Origin of the sequence: Burkholderia sp. ABCPW 11, from assembly GCF_001523445.1 — a bacterium.
In the GTDB taxonomy this organism is placed as follows: Bacteria; Pseudomonadota; Gammaproteobacteria; order Burkholderiales; family Burkholderiaceae; genus Burkholderia.
Genome location: NZ_LOVM01000085.1, coordinates 18450 through 34178, shown reverse-complemented (window position 1 = coordinate 34178; position 15729 = coordinate 18450). Strand labels below are relative to the sequence as shown.

General features: G+C 67.6%; 16 protein-coding genes and 1 riboswitch. Of the genes, 11 read left to right on the top strand and 5 right to left on the bottom strand.

Going from position 1 to position 15729, the window contains the following annotated elements; all coding sequences use genetic code 11:
* Positions 1-272: 272 nt before the first annotated feature.
* Together WS61_RS28610 and WS61_RS28605 are read right to left on the bottom strand one after the other, a co-directional pair.
* Positions 273-641 (bottom strand): hypothetical protein, encoded by a 369-nt coding sequence (locus tag WS61_RS28610; RefSeq protein ID WP_059505583.1) that lies wholly within the window; start codon positions 639-641, stop codon positions 273-275.
* Positions 642-663: 22 nt separating this feature from the next.
* Positions 664-1050 carry a helix-turn-helix domain-containing protein gene (locus WS61_RS28605; RefSeq protein ID WP_059505581.1) on the bottom strand — a complete coding sequence of 129 codons (387 nt, stop codon included), beginning with the start codon at positions 1048-1050 and terminating at the stop codon, positions 664-666.
* Between the two features lie 136 nt (positions 1051-1186).
* Here WS61_RS28605 and gstA point away from each other — a divergent pair, with 136 nt between their 5' ends.
* From gstA to WS61_RS28575, 6 genes are all read left to right on the top strand, one after another.
* Positions 1187-1819, top strand: coding sequence for a glutathione transferase GstA (gstA, locus tag WS61_RS28600; RefSeq protein ID WP_059505579.1), 633 nt, complete (start codon positions 1187-1189; stop codon positions 1817-1819).
* An 87-nt stretch (positions 1820-1906) separates the two neighbouring features.
* Positions 1907-2293 (top strand): hypothetical protein, encoded by a 387-nt coding sequence (locus tag WS61_RS28595; protein WP_059505577.1) that lies wholly within the window; start codon positions 1907-1909, stop codon positions 2291-2293.
* A gap of 91 nt (positions 2294-2384) precedes the next feature.
* Entirely contained in the window at positions 2385-3677 is a 1293-nt protein-coding gene (locus WS61_RS28590) for a TolC family protein (RefSeq protein WP_059505575.1), read from the top strand.
* An 11-nt stretch (positions 3678-3688) separates the two neighbouring features.
* Positions 3689-5212: an efflux RND transporter periplasmic adaptor subunit gene (locus WS61_RS28585; protein WP_059505588.1), complete on the top strand. Its 1524-nt coding sequence runs from the start codon at positions 3689-3691 to the stop codon at positions 5210-5212.
* Positions 5209-8415 carry an efflux RND transporter permease subunit gene (locus WS61_RS28580; RefSeq protein WP_059505573.1) on the top strand — a complete coding sequence of 1069 codons (3207 nt, stop codon included), beginning with the start codon at positions 5209-5211 and terminating at the stop codon, positions 8413-8415. The genes WS61_RS28585 and WS61_RS28580 overlap by 4 nt, the downstream gene beginning before the upstream one ends.
* Positions 8412-8780, top strand: coding sequence for a copper-binding protein (locus tag WS61_RS28575; RefSeq protein ID WP_059505571.1), 369 nt, complete (start codon positions 8412-8414; stop codon positions 8778-8780). The genes WS61_RS28580 and WS61_RS28575 overlap by 4 nt, the downstream gene beginning before the upstream one ends.
* A gap of 92 nt (positions 8781-8872) precedes the next feature.
* Here the strand turns inward: WS61_RS28575 and WS61_RS28570 are convergent, their stop codons facing one another.
* Positions 8873-9883, bottom strand: a complete 1011-nt coding sequence (locus tag WS61_RS28570; RefSeq protein ID WP_059505569.1) for a sodium:calcium antiporter — start codon at positions 9881-9883, stop codon at positions 8873-8875.
* A 61-nt stretch (positions 9884-9944) separates the two neighbouring features.
* Positions 9945-10119, bottom strand: a riboswitch (yybP-ykoY riboswitch).
* A gap of 115 nt (positions 10120-10234) precedes the next feature.
* Between WS61_RS28570 and WS61_RS28565 the strand changes: the two genes are divergently transcribed.
* The 4 genes from WS61_RS28565 to WS61_RS28550 all read left to right on the top strand — a co-directional run bounded on the left by WS61_RS28565 (position 10235) and on the right by WS61_RS28550 (position 13028).
* Positions 10235-10510, top strand: coding sequence for a metal/formaldehyde-sensitive transcriptional repressor (locus WS61_RS28565; RefSeq protein WP_012338822.1), 276 nt, complete (start codon positions 10235-10237; stop codon positions 10508-10510).
* A gap of 12 nt (positions 10511-10522) precedes the next feature.
* On the top strand, positions 10523-11533 hold the full coding sequence (gene dmeF, locus WS61_RS28560) for a CDF family Co(II)/Ni(II) efflux transporter DmeF (protein WP_059505567.1): 1011 nt from the start codon (positions 10523-10525) through the stop codon (positions 11531-11533).
* A gap of 2 nt (positions 11534-11535) precedes the next feature.
* The gene (locus WS61_RS28555; protein WP_027782197.1) at positions 11536-11721 is read left to right on the top strand and encodes a DUF1289 domain-containing protein; all 186 of its coding nucleotides are present in this window, start codon (positions 11536-11538) and stop codon (positions 11719-11721) included.
* 98 nt (positions 11722-11819) lie between these two features.
* Positions 11820-13028, top strand: coding sequence for an MFS transporter (locus WS61_RS28550; RefSeq protein WP_059505565.1), 1209 nt, complete (start codon positions 11820-11822; stop codon positions 13026-13028).
* Positions 13029-13051: 23 nt separating this feature from the next.
* Here WS61_RS28550 and WS61_RS28545 read toward each other — a convergent pair whose 3' ends face one another.
* Both WS61_RS28545 and WS61_RS28540 read right to left on the bottom strand, forming a co-directional pair.
* Entirely contained in the window at positions 13052-14461 is a 1410-nt protein-coding gene (locus tag WS61_RS28545) for a heavy metal sensor histidine kinase (protein WP_059505563.1), read from the bottom strand.
* Entirely contained in the window at positions 14458-15129 is a 672-nt protein-coding gene (locus tag WS61_RS28540) for a heavy metal response regulator transcription factor (protein WP_059505561.1), read from the bottom strand. The genes WS61_RS28545 and WS61_RS28540 overlap by 4 nt, the downstream gene beginning before the upstream one ends.
* A gap of 233 nt (positions 15130-15362) precedes the next feature.
* Here WS61_RS28540 and WS61_RS28535 point away from each other — a divergent pair, with 233 nt between their 5' ends.
* Complete coding sequence (locus tag WS61_RS28535) at positions 15363-15719, top strand: hypothetical protein (RefSeq protein WP_059505559.1); 357 nt, start codon at positions 15363-15365, stop codon at positions 15717-15719.
* Positions 15720-15729 lie beyond the last annotated feature (10 nt).

Below are 15729 nucleotides of genomic sequence, written 5' to 3'. Positions count from 1 at the left end.
ATCGCTCGCACTGGCGAGCGTTGGCAGCCGGATTTCAATTGCGCATGACATGGGCTGTCTCAAGATGGTTGCTGTGTTCTATGCGCCGGCCGGCGCTCGCGAACGAGGCGGCCGAATCGAATGGCGTTGGGGCGAACGTTAGAGCCGTGGTGCGGCGTGCGTCAACATTTGGGCAGGCATCCCTATTGATGGGACGTTTGGCGCTCAATATGTGGGAACGGACGCCGACAGGCGTGTGTCGGCGTCACGAACGAGAGCGGCCAGGCGACCGTTCAGCCGCGCGTGCCGTCGTCGCGATAGCCGTTCTTGCCGACGAAGATTTCCTTCAACGCGGCGCGCAGCGTAACCGGATCGTATTGGCCTGGCGCGAGATGAATCACGTAACGCGTGTGGCCGTCGAGACGTGCGGCGATGCCCGGCTCGATCTCGACGTCGATCGTATCGTCCGTCAGCCGGACCGACAGATCCTTGACGCGCAGGTTCAACTGGTCGCGCACCATCACTTCGATCAGCGTGTCGTCCGGAAAGCGCGACAGCGCGAAGCAATAGTCCTGCTCCGCATCGTGACAGTAGATGTTGGCGAAGCTTTCATCGTCGTCGAGGTCGGACGTGGCCGCGCCGACGGTAGCGTGAAGTTCCATGAACGAAGTTCCTGCCGAAGGGTTAGGTATGAGTGTGAGCGTGCGTCGTCGTGTCGACCGCAGCCGTGCCGCCGGGCATCGCATCGGTGTGCGCGTCGCGCGCCTTCAGCCACAGCCCGAATTCGCGCATGACGTCGACCACCGGCCGCAGCCGGTCGCCGTCCGCGGTGAGATCGTACTCGACGCGCACCGGCACTTCCGGATAGACGGTCCGCCGCACGAGCCCCGCGTCTTCCAGCGCGCGCAGGTCGAGCGTCAGCATGCGCTGCGAGATGCCCGGCATGTCGCGCCGCAGGTCGCTGAAGCGGCGCGGCCCGTCGAGCAGATACGACACCAGCAGCAGCCGCCAGCGGCCGCCGAGCACGCGCATCGCTTCTTCAACGGAACATCCTGTCGCACTCGTTTTCATCGTGCCGAATCCTGGTCGGTAAATTTTTTGTGACTACGGCACAAACGACTGCCGTCTTCCCGGCGCTGCGCCGATGCGAGATATTAGCGCCCGCGTCGCGGCGAATCGATACAAGGACCACCCACCAAGGAAACACATGAAGCTCTATCACGCTCCCGGCAGCTGTTCGCAGGCGATCTGCATCGTGCTGCGCGAAGGCGGATTCGACGCCGAGATCGTCAAGGTCGACGCGCGCAAGCATGTCGTCGAAGACGGCCGCAACTACTACGACGTGACCGAACTCGGCTACGTGCCGCTGCTCGAACTCGACGACGGCACGATGCTGCGCGAAGGGCCGGTGATCGCCCAGTATCTCGCCGACCAGCGCCCGGAAGCCGCGCTTGCGCCCGCATACGGCACGCTCGCGCGCTACCGGCTGATGGAATGGCTCAACTTTCTCGCCACCGAGATCCACAAGGGCTTCATCCCGCTGCTGTATGCGGTGCAGGCGGGGAAGTACGTGGAGCCCGTGCGGCAGAAGCTCGACGGCCGCTTCGCATGGATCGACCGCCAGCTCGACGGCAGGACGTTCGTTACCGGCGACTCGTTCACGGTCGCCGATGCGTACCTGTTCGCACTGACCGGCTGGGGCAAGGCCGACTGGATGCGTTCCGTGTACCACGCGGATATCGACCTGAGCCGGCATGCGCATCTGCGTGCGTGGTACGAGCGGGTGCGCGCGCGGCCGGCGGTGCAGGCCGTGCTGGCGGCGGACAATCTGCTGCGGTGACGTGCGGCGGCCGTGGCGGGGGAGGCGCGTCGTTTCGCCGTCGCGACGCAGCGTCATGCCGCAACGGGCCGCGCTATAATCGCCGCCATGAAACTGTTTCGGACCATCATCCTGCTGCTGCTGTGCGCGGTGCTGCCCATCACTGGGCTGGCAGCCAGCGGCCTGACCGGTGAATGTCCGATGCAGCACACGATGTCGATGGAGGCGGATATGGGCATGAACATGGCCATGTCCGCCGACATGAACGGCTGCGATTCGATGCAGCCGTCATCCTCCGATCACGCGAAGGCCAAAGCCAAGGGCATGGCCTGCAAGGTGACGGCCCAATGCCAGTTCGGCAGTCTCTACCACCCGGCCGCCCGCGTCGACGTCAGCCGTCCCGCCGCATTCGCCAGTACGATCGTCTTCCACTACACGCAGTCCGTCCCGGCTCGCGACCCGAACGGGTTGTGGCGCCCGCCCCGCATCAGCTGATCCCGATTTGACCGGTTCGCCGCGTACGCGGTGAGGTTCGTCCTGTGCGCAGGACGTGGAATCCCCTTGGGTTCCGATTTGGGGTTACACCATGTCATTCGCTTTCCGCACGCGGCACATGCCGCGTGCACGTCGGCGCGCGCCCGTACCGTGGGCCGCGCTGCTGGTGGCGGGCGCCGTTCACGCGCAACAGTCGCCGCTTACGCTGGACGCCGCGCTGCAGTCCGCCACCGATTATTCCGCGTCGATACAGGCCGCGCAGGCCTCCGTGCTCGCGCGCTCCGAAGCGGCCGTCAAGGCCGGCCAGTTGCCGGATCCGATGCTCAAGGCCGGCATCGACAACCTGCCGATCAACGGCGGGCAGCGCTTCACCGTCGGCCAGGACTTCATGACGATGCGCCGCATCGGCATCGAGCAGGAATGGGTGTCCGGCGACAAGCGGCGGCTGCGCACCGCGCTGGCCGACGAGCAGGTCGGCCGCGAGCGCGCGGGCTATCTCCTGCAACTGGCGGCCGTGCGCCGGCAGACCGCGACGGCGTGGCTCGATGCCGCTTATGCGAAGCAGGCGCTCGCGCTTCAGCAGGCACTGCTCGGTCACATGAACCATGAACTCGACGCGACGCAGGCGTCGTATCGCGGCGCGAAGGCGAGCGCGGGCGACGTCGTGCAGGCCCGCGCGATGCTCGCGCAGACGCGGGACCAGGTGCTCAAGGCGCAGCAGGCGTATCGCACCGCCCTCGTCGCGCTGGGCCGCTGGACGGCGGCGCCCGTGACGGACGTGGCGGGTACGCCGCCCGCGCCCGAATCGTTCGTCTCGTCGTTGCCGCCGGACGAGCTGCGCCTGTCGCAGCCGGCGCTCGTCGCCGCCGCGGACGATATCGCGGTGGCCGAAGCCGACGCCGCGGTCGCGAACAGCGAGCGCAGCCCCAACTGGACGTGGGAAATCGCGTACCAGCAGCGCGGCGGAGCGTATTCGAACATGGTGTCGGTCGGCGTCTCGATCCCGCTGCCGCTCAATCGCAAGAATCGCCAGAACCGCGACGTGGCCGAAAAGGCTGCGCTCGCAACGAAGGCGCGCCTGATGTACGAGGACACGCTGCGTCAGGTGCAGGCCGATATCCGCACGCAATCCGACACGCTGGCGGCCGGACGCGAACGCATCGCGTACCTGGGCGCCGCGCTGTTGCCGGCCGCGGATCAGCGTGTGCAGCTCGCGACGGCCGCGTACCGGGCCGGCACGGGATCGCTGGCCGACACGTTCGCCGCGCGGCGTGCGCAGCTCGAAGCGCAGTTGCAGGTGCTCGATCTCAGGCGCGACGTGTCGCAGACCTGGGCGCAGCTCGAATATCAAGTCGTGCCGTCGGCGATGGCCGCCGCTCAGTGAAGGAGACCGCCATGACCAAGCAATCACTGGCACGTGCGGCGCTGATGGCGTTCGCCGGCGCGGCGCTCGTCGGCGCCGGCTATTTCGCAGGCGTTCGCCATGCGACGGGCGATGCGGCGACGGCGGCCACGGCTGCCGCTGCGCCGCCGGGCGCGCAGGCTCCGCAGCCCGTGCGCAAGGTGCTGTACTGGCACGACCCGATGGTGCCGAACCAGCACTTCGACAAACCGGGCAAATCGCCGTTCATGGACATGCAGTTGCAGCCTGTCTATGCGGATGAAGGCGGCGCCGCGACGGGCATCCGGATCGATCCGGGCCTGCAGCAGAACCTCGGCATCCGCTATGCGACCGTGCGCCGGCAGCAAACGGCCGCCGGTTTCGACGCGGTGGGCACCACGCAGTTCGACGAGGCACGCACGGAAGTCGTGCAGTCGCGCGTCACGGGCTACATCGACCGCCTGTATGCACGCGCGCCGATGCAGCGCATCGCGAAGGGAGCGCCGGTCGCATCGCTGTTCGTGCCCGACTGGCTCGCGCCGCAGGAGGAATATCTCGCGCTGAAGCGCGGCGGGATGGACGGCAGCCTGCTCGATGCGGCGCGTGCGCGGATGCGGGCGCTGTCGATTCCGGACGGCATGATCGCGAATCTCGATCGTACGGGCCGCGCGCAGACGCACGTCGTGCTGAGTGCGCCGGAGGCCGGCGTCGTCAGCGAGCTGAACGTGCGCGACGGCGCGATGGTCGCGCCCGGCCAGACGCTCGCGAAGATCGCCGGGTTGTCCACGCTGTGGCTGATCGTCGAGGTGCCGGAAGCGCTTGCTTTGAACGTGCAGCCAGGAATGTCGGTCGACGCGACGTTCGCGGGCGATCCAGCCCGGCATTTCGGTGGACGCATCCGCGAAGTGCTACCCGGCATCAGTACGGGCAGCCGTACGTTGCAGGCGCGCGTGGAGATCGACAACGCATCGCTGAAGCTCACGCCCGGCATGCTGATGCGCGTGCGGGTCGCCGAGAAGGCGAAGGTGTCGCGCCTGCTGGTGCCGTCCGAGGCCGTGATCGCGACCGGCCAGCGCACGATCGTCATCGCGAAGCAGGGCGACGGCCGGCTGCAGCCAGTGTCGGTGACGGTCGGCAACGACGTCGGCGGCGACACGGAAGTGCTCGACGGGCTGAACGAAGGCGACACGGTCGTCGCGTCGGGGCAGTTCCTGATCGATTCGGAAGCCAGCCTGAAAAGCGTGCTGCCGCGGCTGGAGCGCGCGGCAGGGACAGCCCCGGCAGCATCGTCCTCGACGGCAACCGCGCCGGTCTACGAAACCACCGGCACGGTGGAGAAGGTCACGGCCGACGACATCACGTTCTCGCATCAGCCGGTGCCGGCGCTTGGCTGGGGTGCGATGACGATGGCGTTCGGCAAGCCGTCGGCGCAGGCGTTCGCGGACGTGAAGCCGGGCCAGACCGTGCGTTTCGCGTTCATGCAGACCGACGACGGCTACCGGCTGACGAAGGTCGAGCCGCAGGGAGGCGAGCGATGATCGCGCGCATCATTCACTGGTCCGTCCATCACCGGTTTCTGGTGCTGCTGGCCACCGTGCTGCTCGCGGCATGGGGCGTGCATTCGCTGCGACAGACGCCGCTCGACGCATTACCCGACCTGTCGGACACGCAGGTGATCGTGAAGGCGTCGTATCCGGGCAACGCGCCGCAGGTCGTCGAGGATCAGGTGACCTATCCGCTCACGACGACGCTGCTCGGCGTGCCGGGCGCGAAAACCGTGCGCGCGTACTCGTCGTTCGGCGACGCGTTCGTCTACGTGCTGTTCGACGATCGCACCGATCCGTACTGGGCGCGTTCGCGCGTGCTCGAATACCTGAGTCAGGTGCAGAGCCGCCTGCCGGCGGGCGCGACCGTGTCGCTAGGCCCGGATGCGACCGGCGTCGGCTGGGTATACGAATACGCGCTCGTCGATCGCACCGGCCGTCACGATCTCGGCCAACTGCGCGCGCTCAACGACTGGTTCCTGAAGTTCGAGCTGAAGGCCGTGCCGGACGTATCGGAAGTGGCGAGCATTGGCGGCATGGTGCGCCAGTATCAGGTCGTGCTCGATCCGGACAAGCTGCGCGCATACGGGATTACGCAGGCAGCGATCGCTGAGGCGCTGGGCAAGGCCAACCAGGCGTCCGGCGGCGCGGTTGTCGAGCTGGCCGAGTCGGAGTACATGGTGCGGTCGTCAGGCTACCTGCGCACGCTCGACGATTTCCGTCGCGTCGTGCTGCGCACCGACGACGCCGGCACGCCCGTCCTGCTCGGCGACGTCGCACGCATCCAGGTTGGGCCGGCGATGCGGCGCGGCATCGCGGAGTTGAACGGGCAGGGCGAGGTGACGGGCGGCGTCGTCGTGATGCGCTCGGGCAAGAACGCGCTGACGACGATCGACGCGGTGAAGGCGAAGCTCGCCGACCTGAAGCGTTCGCTGCCGGCCGGCGTCGAGATCGTCACGACCTACGACCGTTCGCAACTGATCGCGCGCGCGGTCGACAACCTGACGGACAAGCTGATCGAGGAATTCGTGATTGTCGGCATCGTCTGCGCGGTGTTCCTGTTCCATCTGCGCAGCGCGCTGGTCGCGATCCTGTCGCTGCCGCTCGGCGTGCTGGCCGCGTTCATCGTGATGCGCTACCAGGGCGTGAACGCGAACCTGATGTCGCTCGGCGGGATCGCGATCGCGATCGGCGCGATGGTCGACGCCGCTATCGTGATGATCGAGAACGCGCACAAGCATCTGGAAGCGCACGACCGCGCGCATCCCGGCGAGCCGATCGCGACCGCGCGGCGCTGGGAACTCGTGGCGGCGTCTGCCGCGGAAGTGGGCCCCGCGCTGTTCTTCTCGTTGCTGATCATCACGCTGTCGTTCGTTCCGGTGTTTTCGCTGGAAGGGCAGGAGGGCAAGCTGTTCGCGCCGCTCGCGTTCACGAAGACCTATACGATTGCCGCCGCCGCCGGGCTATCGGTGACGCTGGTGCCCGTGCTGATGGGCTATCTCGTGCGCGGCCGCATTCCGCACGAGCACGCGAACCCGATCAACCGCGTGCTGATCCGCCTGTATCGGCCGTGGCTCGAAGCGACGCTGCGGCGCCCGTGGGCCGCGATCGGCATCGCGGTCGTCGCGCTCGTGCTGACTGCCGTGCCGTTGTCGCGGCTCGGCGGCGAATTCATGCCGCCGCTCGACGAAGGCGATTTGCTGTACATGCCGACCGCGCTGCCGGGCATCTCGGCGGACAAGGCGAGCGAATTGCTGCAGCAGACCGACCGGCTGATCAAGACCGTGCCCGAGGTCGACACGGTGTTCGGCAAGTCGGGCCGTGCCGATACGGCAACCGATCCGGCGCCGCTCGAAATGTTCGAGACGACGATCCGCTTCAAGCCGCGCAGCGCGTGGCGGCCCGGCATGACGCCGCAGAAGCTCGTCGACGAACTCGACCGGACGGTGAAGGTGCCGGGCCTGTCGAACGTATGGGTGCCGCCGATCCGCAACCGGCTCGACATGCTGTCCACCGGGATCAAGACGCCGGTCGGCGTGAAAATCTCGGGGCCGGACCTGGCGGGGATCGACGCGATCGCGACGCAGGTCGAGGCCGCCGTGAAGCACGTGCGGGGCGTGACGTCCGCGCTCGCGGAGCGGCTGAACGGCGGCCGCTACATCGACGTCGACGTCGACCGGCTTGCTGCCGCGCGTTACGGGCTGTCGGTGGCCGATATCCAGTCGATCGTGTCGTCAGCGATCGGCGGCGAGGAGGTGGGCGAAGTGATCGCGGGGCGCGAGCGCTTCCCGATCAACATTCGCTATCCGCGCGAGATCCGTGATTCGCTCGAGAACCTGCGGCAACTGCCGATCGTGACCGCGCGCGGCGCGCAGATCCGCCTCGGCGACGTCGCGCACGTCGCGATCGCCGACGGGCCGCCGATGATCCGCAGCGAGAACGCGCGGCTGTCCGGCTACGTGTACGTCGATCTTCGCGGTACCGACCTGGGCACGGCCGTCCGTGCGATGCAGCAGGTCGTCGCGCATCGGGTCGCGTTGCCGCCCGGCTATTCGATCGCATGGTCGGGGCAGTTCGAGTATCTCGAACGCGCGGCGGCGACGCTGCGCACCGTCGTGCCCGTCACGCTCGTCGTGATCTTCGTGCTGCTGTTCGTCACGTTCGATTCGGCAGCCGATGCGTTGCTGCTGATGTCGACGGTGCCGTTCGCGCTGGTCGGCGGGTTCTGGCTGGTGTGGGCGCTCGGTCATGCGGTGTCCGTCGCGACGTCGGTCGGCTTCATCGCGCTGGCGGGTGTGGCCGCCGAATTCGGCGTCGTGATGCTGCTGTACCTGAAGAGCGCGCTGCAGCGCCGGCTCGATGCCGGCGAACCGCTGACCGATGCGTTGCTGCTCGACGCGATTCGCGAAGGCGCGGTGCTGCGTGTACGCCCGAAGGCGATGACGGTCGCCGTCGTGCTCGCCGGGCTCGTGCCGATCACGATCGGCCACGGCGCGGGCTCCGAAGTCATGCAGCGCATCGCCGCGCCGATGGTCGGTGGCATGGTCACGGCGCCGCTCCTGTCGATGTTCGTCATTCCCGCCGCGTGGCTTCTGCTTCAGCGCCGTCGTGCGCGAAGCGCGGGCCGCGCGCGGCATTCCGATGCAGTTCCTTCCGGCACGAACGTGCCATCTATCTCAACCGGAGAATCACGATGAAGATGAATCAATTGATCGCTACTGCCACCGCTGTCGTCGCGCTGAGTGCTTTCGCGATACCGGCGTTCGCCGCCGGCGAGATGTCGGGCATGGACATGTCCGGCATGAAGATTTCGTCGGACGGCGCGGCGGAATCGAACGCCGTGCTGACCGACGCCGAAGTGAAGAAGGTCGATGCCGCGAGCGGCAAGATCACGCTGAAGCACGGCGCGCTGGAGAACGTCGGGATGCCGCCGATGACGATGGCATTCAAGGCGAAGGATGCGGCGATGCTCGCGCAAGCGCATGCGGGCGACAAGGTGAGGGTGCGGATCGAGAAGGTCGACGGCACGTTGACGATCGTCAAACTCGTCAAGGGTTCCTGATCGTCCGGATGCGGGCGTTGCCGTCGCCCGCATCCGGCGCCATGAAACGCGCCGCGCCGACGTATTCGCCGGCCGGCGTGCCCGACCGGCGCTCAGCGCGCCAGCGTCAACGCTAGATACCCGGCATAACCCGCGCCGTTCGCGAGCAACGCCCAGGTCGCGAGCCCGCGCGTGTGCGCGTTGACGCGCAGCCAGGCCGCCGCCGCGAGCGTGATGATCACGCCGGTCAGCACTTCGGAGCGCGGCTCCCACGGCGTCAGCATGATGCCGATCGCCGGCAGCAGCGTGCCCTGGAACACCATCGCGCCGGTGATGTTGCCGAACGCGAGCGTGTCCTTCCCGCGGCGGATCCACAGCACGCTGTTGACCTTCTCGGGCAGTTCCGTCGCGATCGGCACGATGATCAGCGACAGCAGCAGCGCCGACACGCCGAGCACGTGCGATACGCCTTCCACGCCGTGAATGAAGCCCTTCGCCCCGCCGACCAGCAGCGCGACGCCGATCAGCAGTTGCAGCACGATCGTCGCCAGGTTGGTCGGCAGGCCGACGCGCGACAGGAACATCGCGTGCGGCGCCTCGGTGCCGTGCCCGGCATCGACGAGCCCGGTCGACGCGCGGAACGTCATCGCGACGTACATCGCGTAGAGGCCGACCAGCATCGCGGCGAGCAGCGCGCGCACGGCCCAGTTGTGATGCGGAACGAACATCGCGACGGTTGCCAGCGAGAACGCGGCGAGGAAGGTGTTCATGTCGCGCACGAAGCCCGTGCGTTCGGGGGCGATCGTGCCGCGCAGCCCGCGCGAGCGGATCACGGCGAGCGTCATCAGGAACGTGGTGAGCGTCACCAGCATCAGCGGCGCGCCGAGAATCGCGCCGACGCCGATCTCCTCGTTCACGGCCTGGTTCGACGTGCCGCCGGTCAGCGCGAGCAGCGGCACCATCGTTTCGGGCAGCGCGGTGCCGACGGCCGCGAACAGCGAGCCGGTCACGCCTTCGGAAATCTTCAGGCGTTCGCCGAGATGTTCGAGCGCATTGGTGAAGACCTCGGCCGCGACGAGGATGACGACCAGCATGAACGCGAGTTCGACAAACATGAAGGTCATGCGGCACCTCCGCAGGCAGCGGTGGCGTGAGGGAAGCGAACGGGGAGGAACATGGGGACTCCGTGGTCGGACGCTGACGAACCATGGCACATCCGCCGCCGTCCGACCAGGAACGACGCGATGTGCCGATGGTCTCGCCAAGCCGATCGGCCGAACGCGCCACGGCCGCAGGCCGAGTGTGTTGACGCGTTCGCTTTCCGGGGACGGAAAGCAGGCTACTCCCCAAAGACGGAAAGCAGTCTAGCCGAGCGGTTTTCTTTCGGCAAGCCTTCGTCTCGAAAAAGATACCCCTCCATCTTATAGGGGCTGCTTTTCGGAGATATACTCCCCTACCCTATATAGGAGCCATCGATGAGTCATACCGTTCGCGAAAAACAGAAGCTGCTGAACCGCGTGCGCCGTATCAAGGGACAGGTCGAAGCGATCGAGCGGGCGCTGGAAGACGAGCGCGGCTGCAACGACGTGCTGCAACTGATCACGAGCTGCCGCGGCGCGATGAACGGCCTGCTGGCCGTCGTGCTGGAAGACCACATCCGGTCGCATCTCGTCGATGCGGACACGCCCGACGCACACGAAGGCAGCGCGACCGAGCAGCTCATCGATGTCGTCCACAGCTATTTCAAGTAAGCGGATCGGAACATGAACGAATTCAAGAGCCCGGCGACCGGCGGCGTGCACAGTCACGCGTTTCTGGGCACCGCCCATGCGCAGAACGAGCGGAAGACGTGGATGGTCATCGGCCTGTGCTCGGCGATGATGATCGCCGAGATCGTCGGCGGCACGCTGTTCGGTTCGCTCGCGCTGGTCGCCGACGGGCTGCACATGTCGACGCACGCGGGCGCGATGCTGATCGCGGCGCTGGCCTATACCTATGCGCGCCGGTACGCCGACGATCCGCGCTTCGTGTTCGGCACCGGCAAGCTCGGCGACCTGGCCGGTTTCACGAGCGCGATCGTGCTGGCGATGATTGCGTTGCTGATCGGCTATGAGGCGATCGCGCGGCTGCTGGCGCCGGTGCCGATTCGCTTTGACGAAGCGATTCCGATCGCCGTGCTGGGGCTCGCCGTGAACCTCGCCAGCGTGTGGCTGCTGAGCGGCGATCACCATCACGGGCATCGTCATGGTCACGATCATCGGCATGATCACGACCACGACCATGACGACGCGCACCACGCGCACCACGCGCATCATGGTCACGCTTCGCACCCGGCTGCGCATCGCGACCACAACATCCGGTCGGCCTACGTTCACGTGATCGCCGACGCGGCCGTGTCGGTGCTGGCGATCGTCGGCCTGCTGCTTGCGCGCGCGTTCGGATGGGTCTGGATGGACCCGCTTGCAGGCATCGTCGGCGCGCTGGTGATCGCCAACTGGGCGTACGGGCTGATACGCGATACGGGCGGTGTCCTGCTCGACGTCAACGTCGATCGCAAGCTGACGGACAACGTCCGCCGCGCGATCGAGGCGCTTGGCGACAAGGTCAACGATCTCCACGTGTGGCGCGTGGGCCCCGGGCACATGAGCGCGATCGTGTCGGTCGAATCGGGCGACGCCGCACGCGATGCACGTTTCTACCATGCGTTGGTCGCGCGCTTCGACGGCGTGTCGCACGTGACCGTCGAAGTGACGACGCCTGCGAAGGCGGCCTGATCGTGGCCGTGAAATCGCCGTGTATCGACCTGTGCGCATTCGACGGCCGCACGGGTTTTTGTGTCGGCTGCCTGCGCACGCGCGACGAGGCGCGCGACTGGAAGAAGCTGACCGACCATCGCCGCCACCAGATACTCAACGACCGTACGCGTCGGCAGGCGAAACTCCGGCGCGACGACGCGCAATAGCAAGGGCGCACGCGCTGCCGAAGCCGGCGATCGGCGTCGCCGGCCTGCGGTAGTATCGCTGGCATCCAGTATCGGGATTCCTGAACCGGGAGCGACCCATGCAGACCGACTCGTCGACCGGCATTCTTCGCCAGATTCCGCGCAGCGTGTGGGTGCTCGGCTGTGTCAGCCTGCTGATGGACGTGTCGTCCGAAATCATCCACAGCCTGTTGCCGATGTTCCTGATGACGGGGCTTGGCGCGAGCGCGACGGCGATCGGCCTGATCGAGGGGATCGCCGAGGCGACGTCGCCGGTCGTCAAGGTGTTCTCCGGCACGCTGAGCGACTACCTGCGCAATCGCAAATGGCTCGCGGTAACCGGTTACGCGCTCGGCGCGCTCAGCAAGCCGCTGTTCGCGATCGCGCCGACGATCGGCGTCGTCGTGACCGCGCGGATCGTCGACCGCGTCGGCAAGGGGATTCGCGGCGCGCCGCGCGATGCGCTCGTCGCCGACGTCACGCCCGTTCACCTGCGCGGCGCCGCGTACGGGTTGCGCCAGTCGCTCGACACGGTGGGCGCGTTCCTCGGGCCGCTGCTGGCCGTCGTCATCATGCTGGCGTGGCGCGACGATTTCCGCCTCGCGTTCTGGCTGGCCGTGATTCCCGGCGTGCTGGCCGTGGCGCTGCTCGCGTTCGGCATCGACGAGCCGGCGCATGCGCCGGGCGAGCGGCGCGTGAACCCGATCCGCCGCGAGGTCGTCGCTCGACTCGGCGCCCGCTACTGGTGGGTGGCGGCCGTCGGCGGCGTGTTCGCGCTGGCGCGTTTCAGCGAGGCGTTTCTGGTGCTGCGCGCGATGGGCAGCGGCGTGCCCGTCGCACTCGTGCCCCTCGTGATGGTCGCGATGAACGTCGTATACGCGTTGTCCGCTTACCCGTTCGGCAAGCTCGCCGATACGACGAGCCACACGAAACTGATGGTGGTCGGGCTCGTCCTGCTGATCGCCGCCGATATCGTGTTGGCACACGGCGCGTACTGGCCGACCGTGCTCGTCGGCGTCGCGCTATGGGGCCTCCACATGGGGATGACGCAAGGGCTGCTCGCGACGATGGTCGCGCATGCCGCGCCGGCCGAATTGAGAGGGACGGCGTTCGGCGTATTCAACCTGATCAGCGGCATCGTGACGCTCGTATCGAGCGTCGTCGCGGGTGTCCTGTGGGACCGGGTCAGCGCCGCTGCCACGTTCTACGCGGGCGCCGCGTTCAGCGCGGCGACCATCGTGCTGCTCGTGCGTGTTCGCACGTCGTTCGGCGCGGTGCAGGATCGTTAGCGCCGAACGCGGAGAGGCGCGGGCTAGCCGTCCGTGCCGCGCGGAAAGTAGAGCGCGAACGTCGTGTGACCGTCGCGGCTCGCGACCTCCACCTTGCCGCGATGCAGCTCCATGATCGATTTCACGATCGCGAGCCCGAGCCCCGCGTTGCGCGCCGCGCCGTGCCGCGACGAATCGATCCGGTAGAAGCGCTCGAAGATCCGCTCGACCTGTTCGGGCGGAATCGCGGCGCCGCGATTCGTGACTTCGACGACCGCGTAACCGCCTTGTACGGACACGGCCAGCTCGATCGTCGACGCAGCTTCCGCGTGTTCGAGCGCATTCGACGCGAGGTTGCTCACCGCGCGCCGGAACAGCGTGGCGTCCGCGACGACCGGCGCTTCGCCATGCACGTCGATGCGCACGCCGGCCTCGTCGGCCAACGCCTGGAAGTACGACGCGAGCCGGCGCAGTTCGCCGCCCGCGTCGAGTTCGGCGGTCTTCAGGTGCTGCCGCGCATTGTCGGTACGGGCGAGAAACAGCATGTTCTCGATCATCCGCTGCAGCCGTTCGCATTCCTCGATGTTCGATTCGATCAGCGCTTCGTATTCGTCGGCGGTGCGGGCGCGCGATAGCGTGATCTGCGACGAGCTGATCACGTTCGCGAGCGGCGTGCGCATGTCGTGCGCGAGATCGGACGAGAATTGCGACAGTCGCACGAACGCGCGTTCGAGGCGGTCGAGCATCCGGTTCACCGACGTGGCGAGCTCGCGCAGTTCGACCGGGCCGCCGCGCGCGTCGAGGCGTGCGTTCAGGTTGTGCGCCTCGATGCGCGACGTCTGCCGGCCGAGGCTTTCGACCGGGCGCAGGCCGCGCGACGCGACCGCGTAGCCGAGCGCGCCGACCAGCAGCGCGCCGACGGCCGCCGCGAGCCAGATGTCGACGCGATAGCTTTCGAGTAGCGACTGGCGGTCGGTTGCGGTGCGCGCGAGCGCGACCTGGATCGCTTCGCCGGACGGCAGCGTTTCGCGTGCATGCACGCAGCGCGACGTGCCGATGCCGGGCGGCGCGCACGTGAACGGGCCGCCGGCGCTGCCAGCCGGATGCGGCGCAGCGATCACCGACGCGAGCGTATTGCCGGCTTCGTCGGAATGCTCGACGAGCGGATGACGTTGCGCGTCGTAGATGCCGAGATAGACGCCCGGATGCGACAGCAGCACGTCATGGAACACGGCGGGATCGGCGCGCAGCGCGGCCGTCGAGCCGCTGGCGCGTGCGAGTTGCAGGAACTGGTTGAGCTTGGCGGCGATCTCGATGTCGTCGCGCCGCGTCAGTTCGGCGGACAGCGAACGATAGAGATACGCGCCGGTCAGCGCGAACACGAGCGCCGCGACGGCGGCGAACGCGAGCGTCAGGCGCCGCAGCAGCGAATACGGCGCGGGGGGCGCGGTCACGAACGATCCTCGAGCACGTAGCCCATGCCGCGAATCGTGTGGATCAGTTTCTTCTCGTACGCATTGTCGACCTTCGCGCGCAGGCGCTTGATTGCCGCATCGACGACGTTCGTGTCGCTGTCGAAATTCATGTCCCAGATCTGCGACGTGATGAAGGTGCGCGTCAGCACCTCGCCTTCGCGTTCCGCGAGCAGTTGCAGTAGCGCGAATTCCTGCGCGGTCAGGTCGATGCGGGTGTCGGCGCGCCGCACGCGGCGCTTGAGCAGGTCGATCTCGAGATCGGCGACGTGCAGGACGTCGCGCACGTTGCGCGGCGCGCGCCGCAGCAGCGAGCGGATGCGCGCCAGGAATTCGGCATACGCGAACGGCTTGAGCAGGTAATCGTCGGCGCCGAGTTCGAGCCCGGCGACCTTGTCCTCGATCGCCTCGCGGGCCGTGAGCAGCAGCACGGGGGTCTGCTTCTGCGCGCGCAGCCGCCTGAGGACCTCGAAGCCGTCCAGCTCCGGCAGCATCACGTCGAGCACGACGAGGTCGAAATCCTCGTGCAAGGCGAGAAACAACCCGTCCTTGCCGTTTTCCGCGACGTCGACCGTGTAGCTCGCCTCCGTCAACCCCTTCCGGAGGTATGACGCCATCTTGGGTTCGTCTTCGACTATCAGTATCCGCATGGTCGGGCAGGCTGTCCGTGATTCCAGCCGGTCAGTGTAACGCCGGAGCGTACGGCATCGCGCGTGCGCGAAGGATGACCGGCGGATGACGGAATTGTCATGAAAAGCCGGTCATGTTTCGGCCATGCCGTCGTCACCGTGGCGGCGATAAGCTGCGGTCGTCTTGTCCCCGGCGCGCGCCGTCACGGCGCCGCGACGGCCCGAACGATCGCTGTCTGCCCGATTTCGCCTCCATGTCGTACTGGCGCACCTTCCTCGTCGTCGTATTGCTCGCGCTGAGCCTGCCGATCCAGTCGTTCGCGGCCGTTTCGATGCCGTGCTCGGGCGCCGCTGCGCGGCATGGGGACAACGCGTCGCACGCGATGCCGGCCGCGCAGGACGGTCATCGCGATCGCGACGACCACGCGCGGCACGCGCCGTCGTGTGCCGCGTGCGTGTCCTGCTGCTTCGGCACGGGCATGTCGGGGGCGCTCGCGGTGCCCGCCCCGGCGAGCGTCGGCGTCACGATCGTCGCGCCGCCGCCTTCGGCCGGGGGCGTGTCGTTCCTGACCGGCGGCATCGACCGGCCGCCGCGCCGGATGCCCGCCTAGTCCCTGCCCG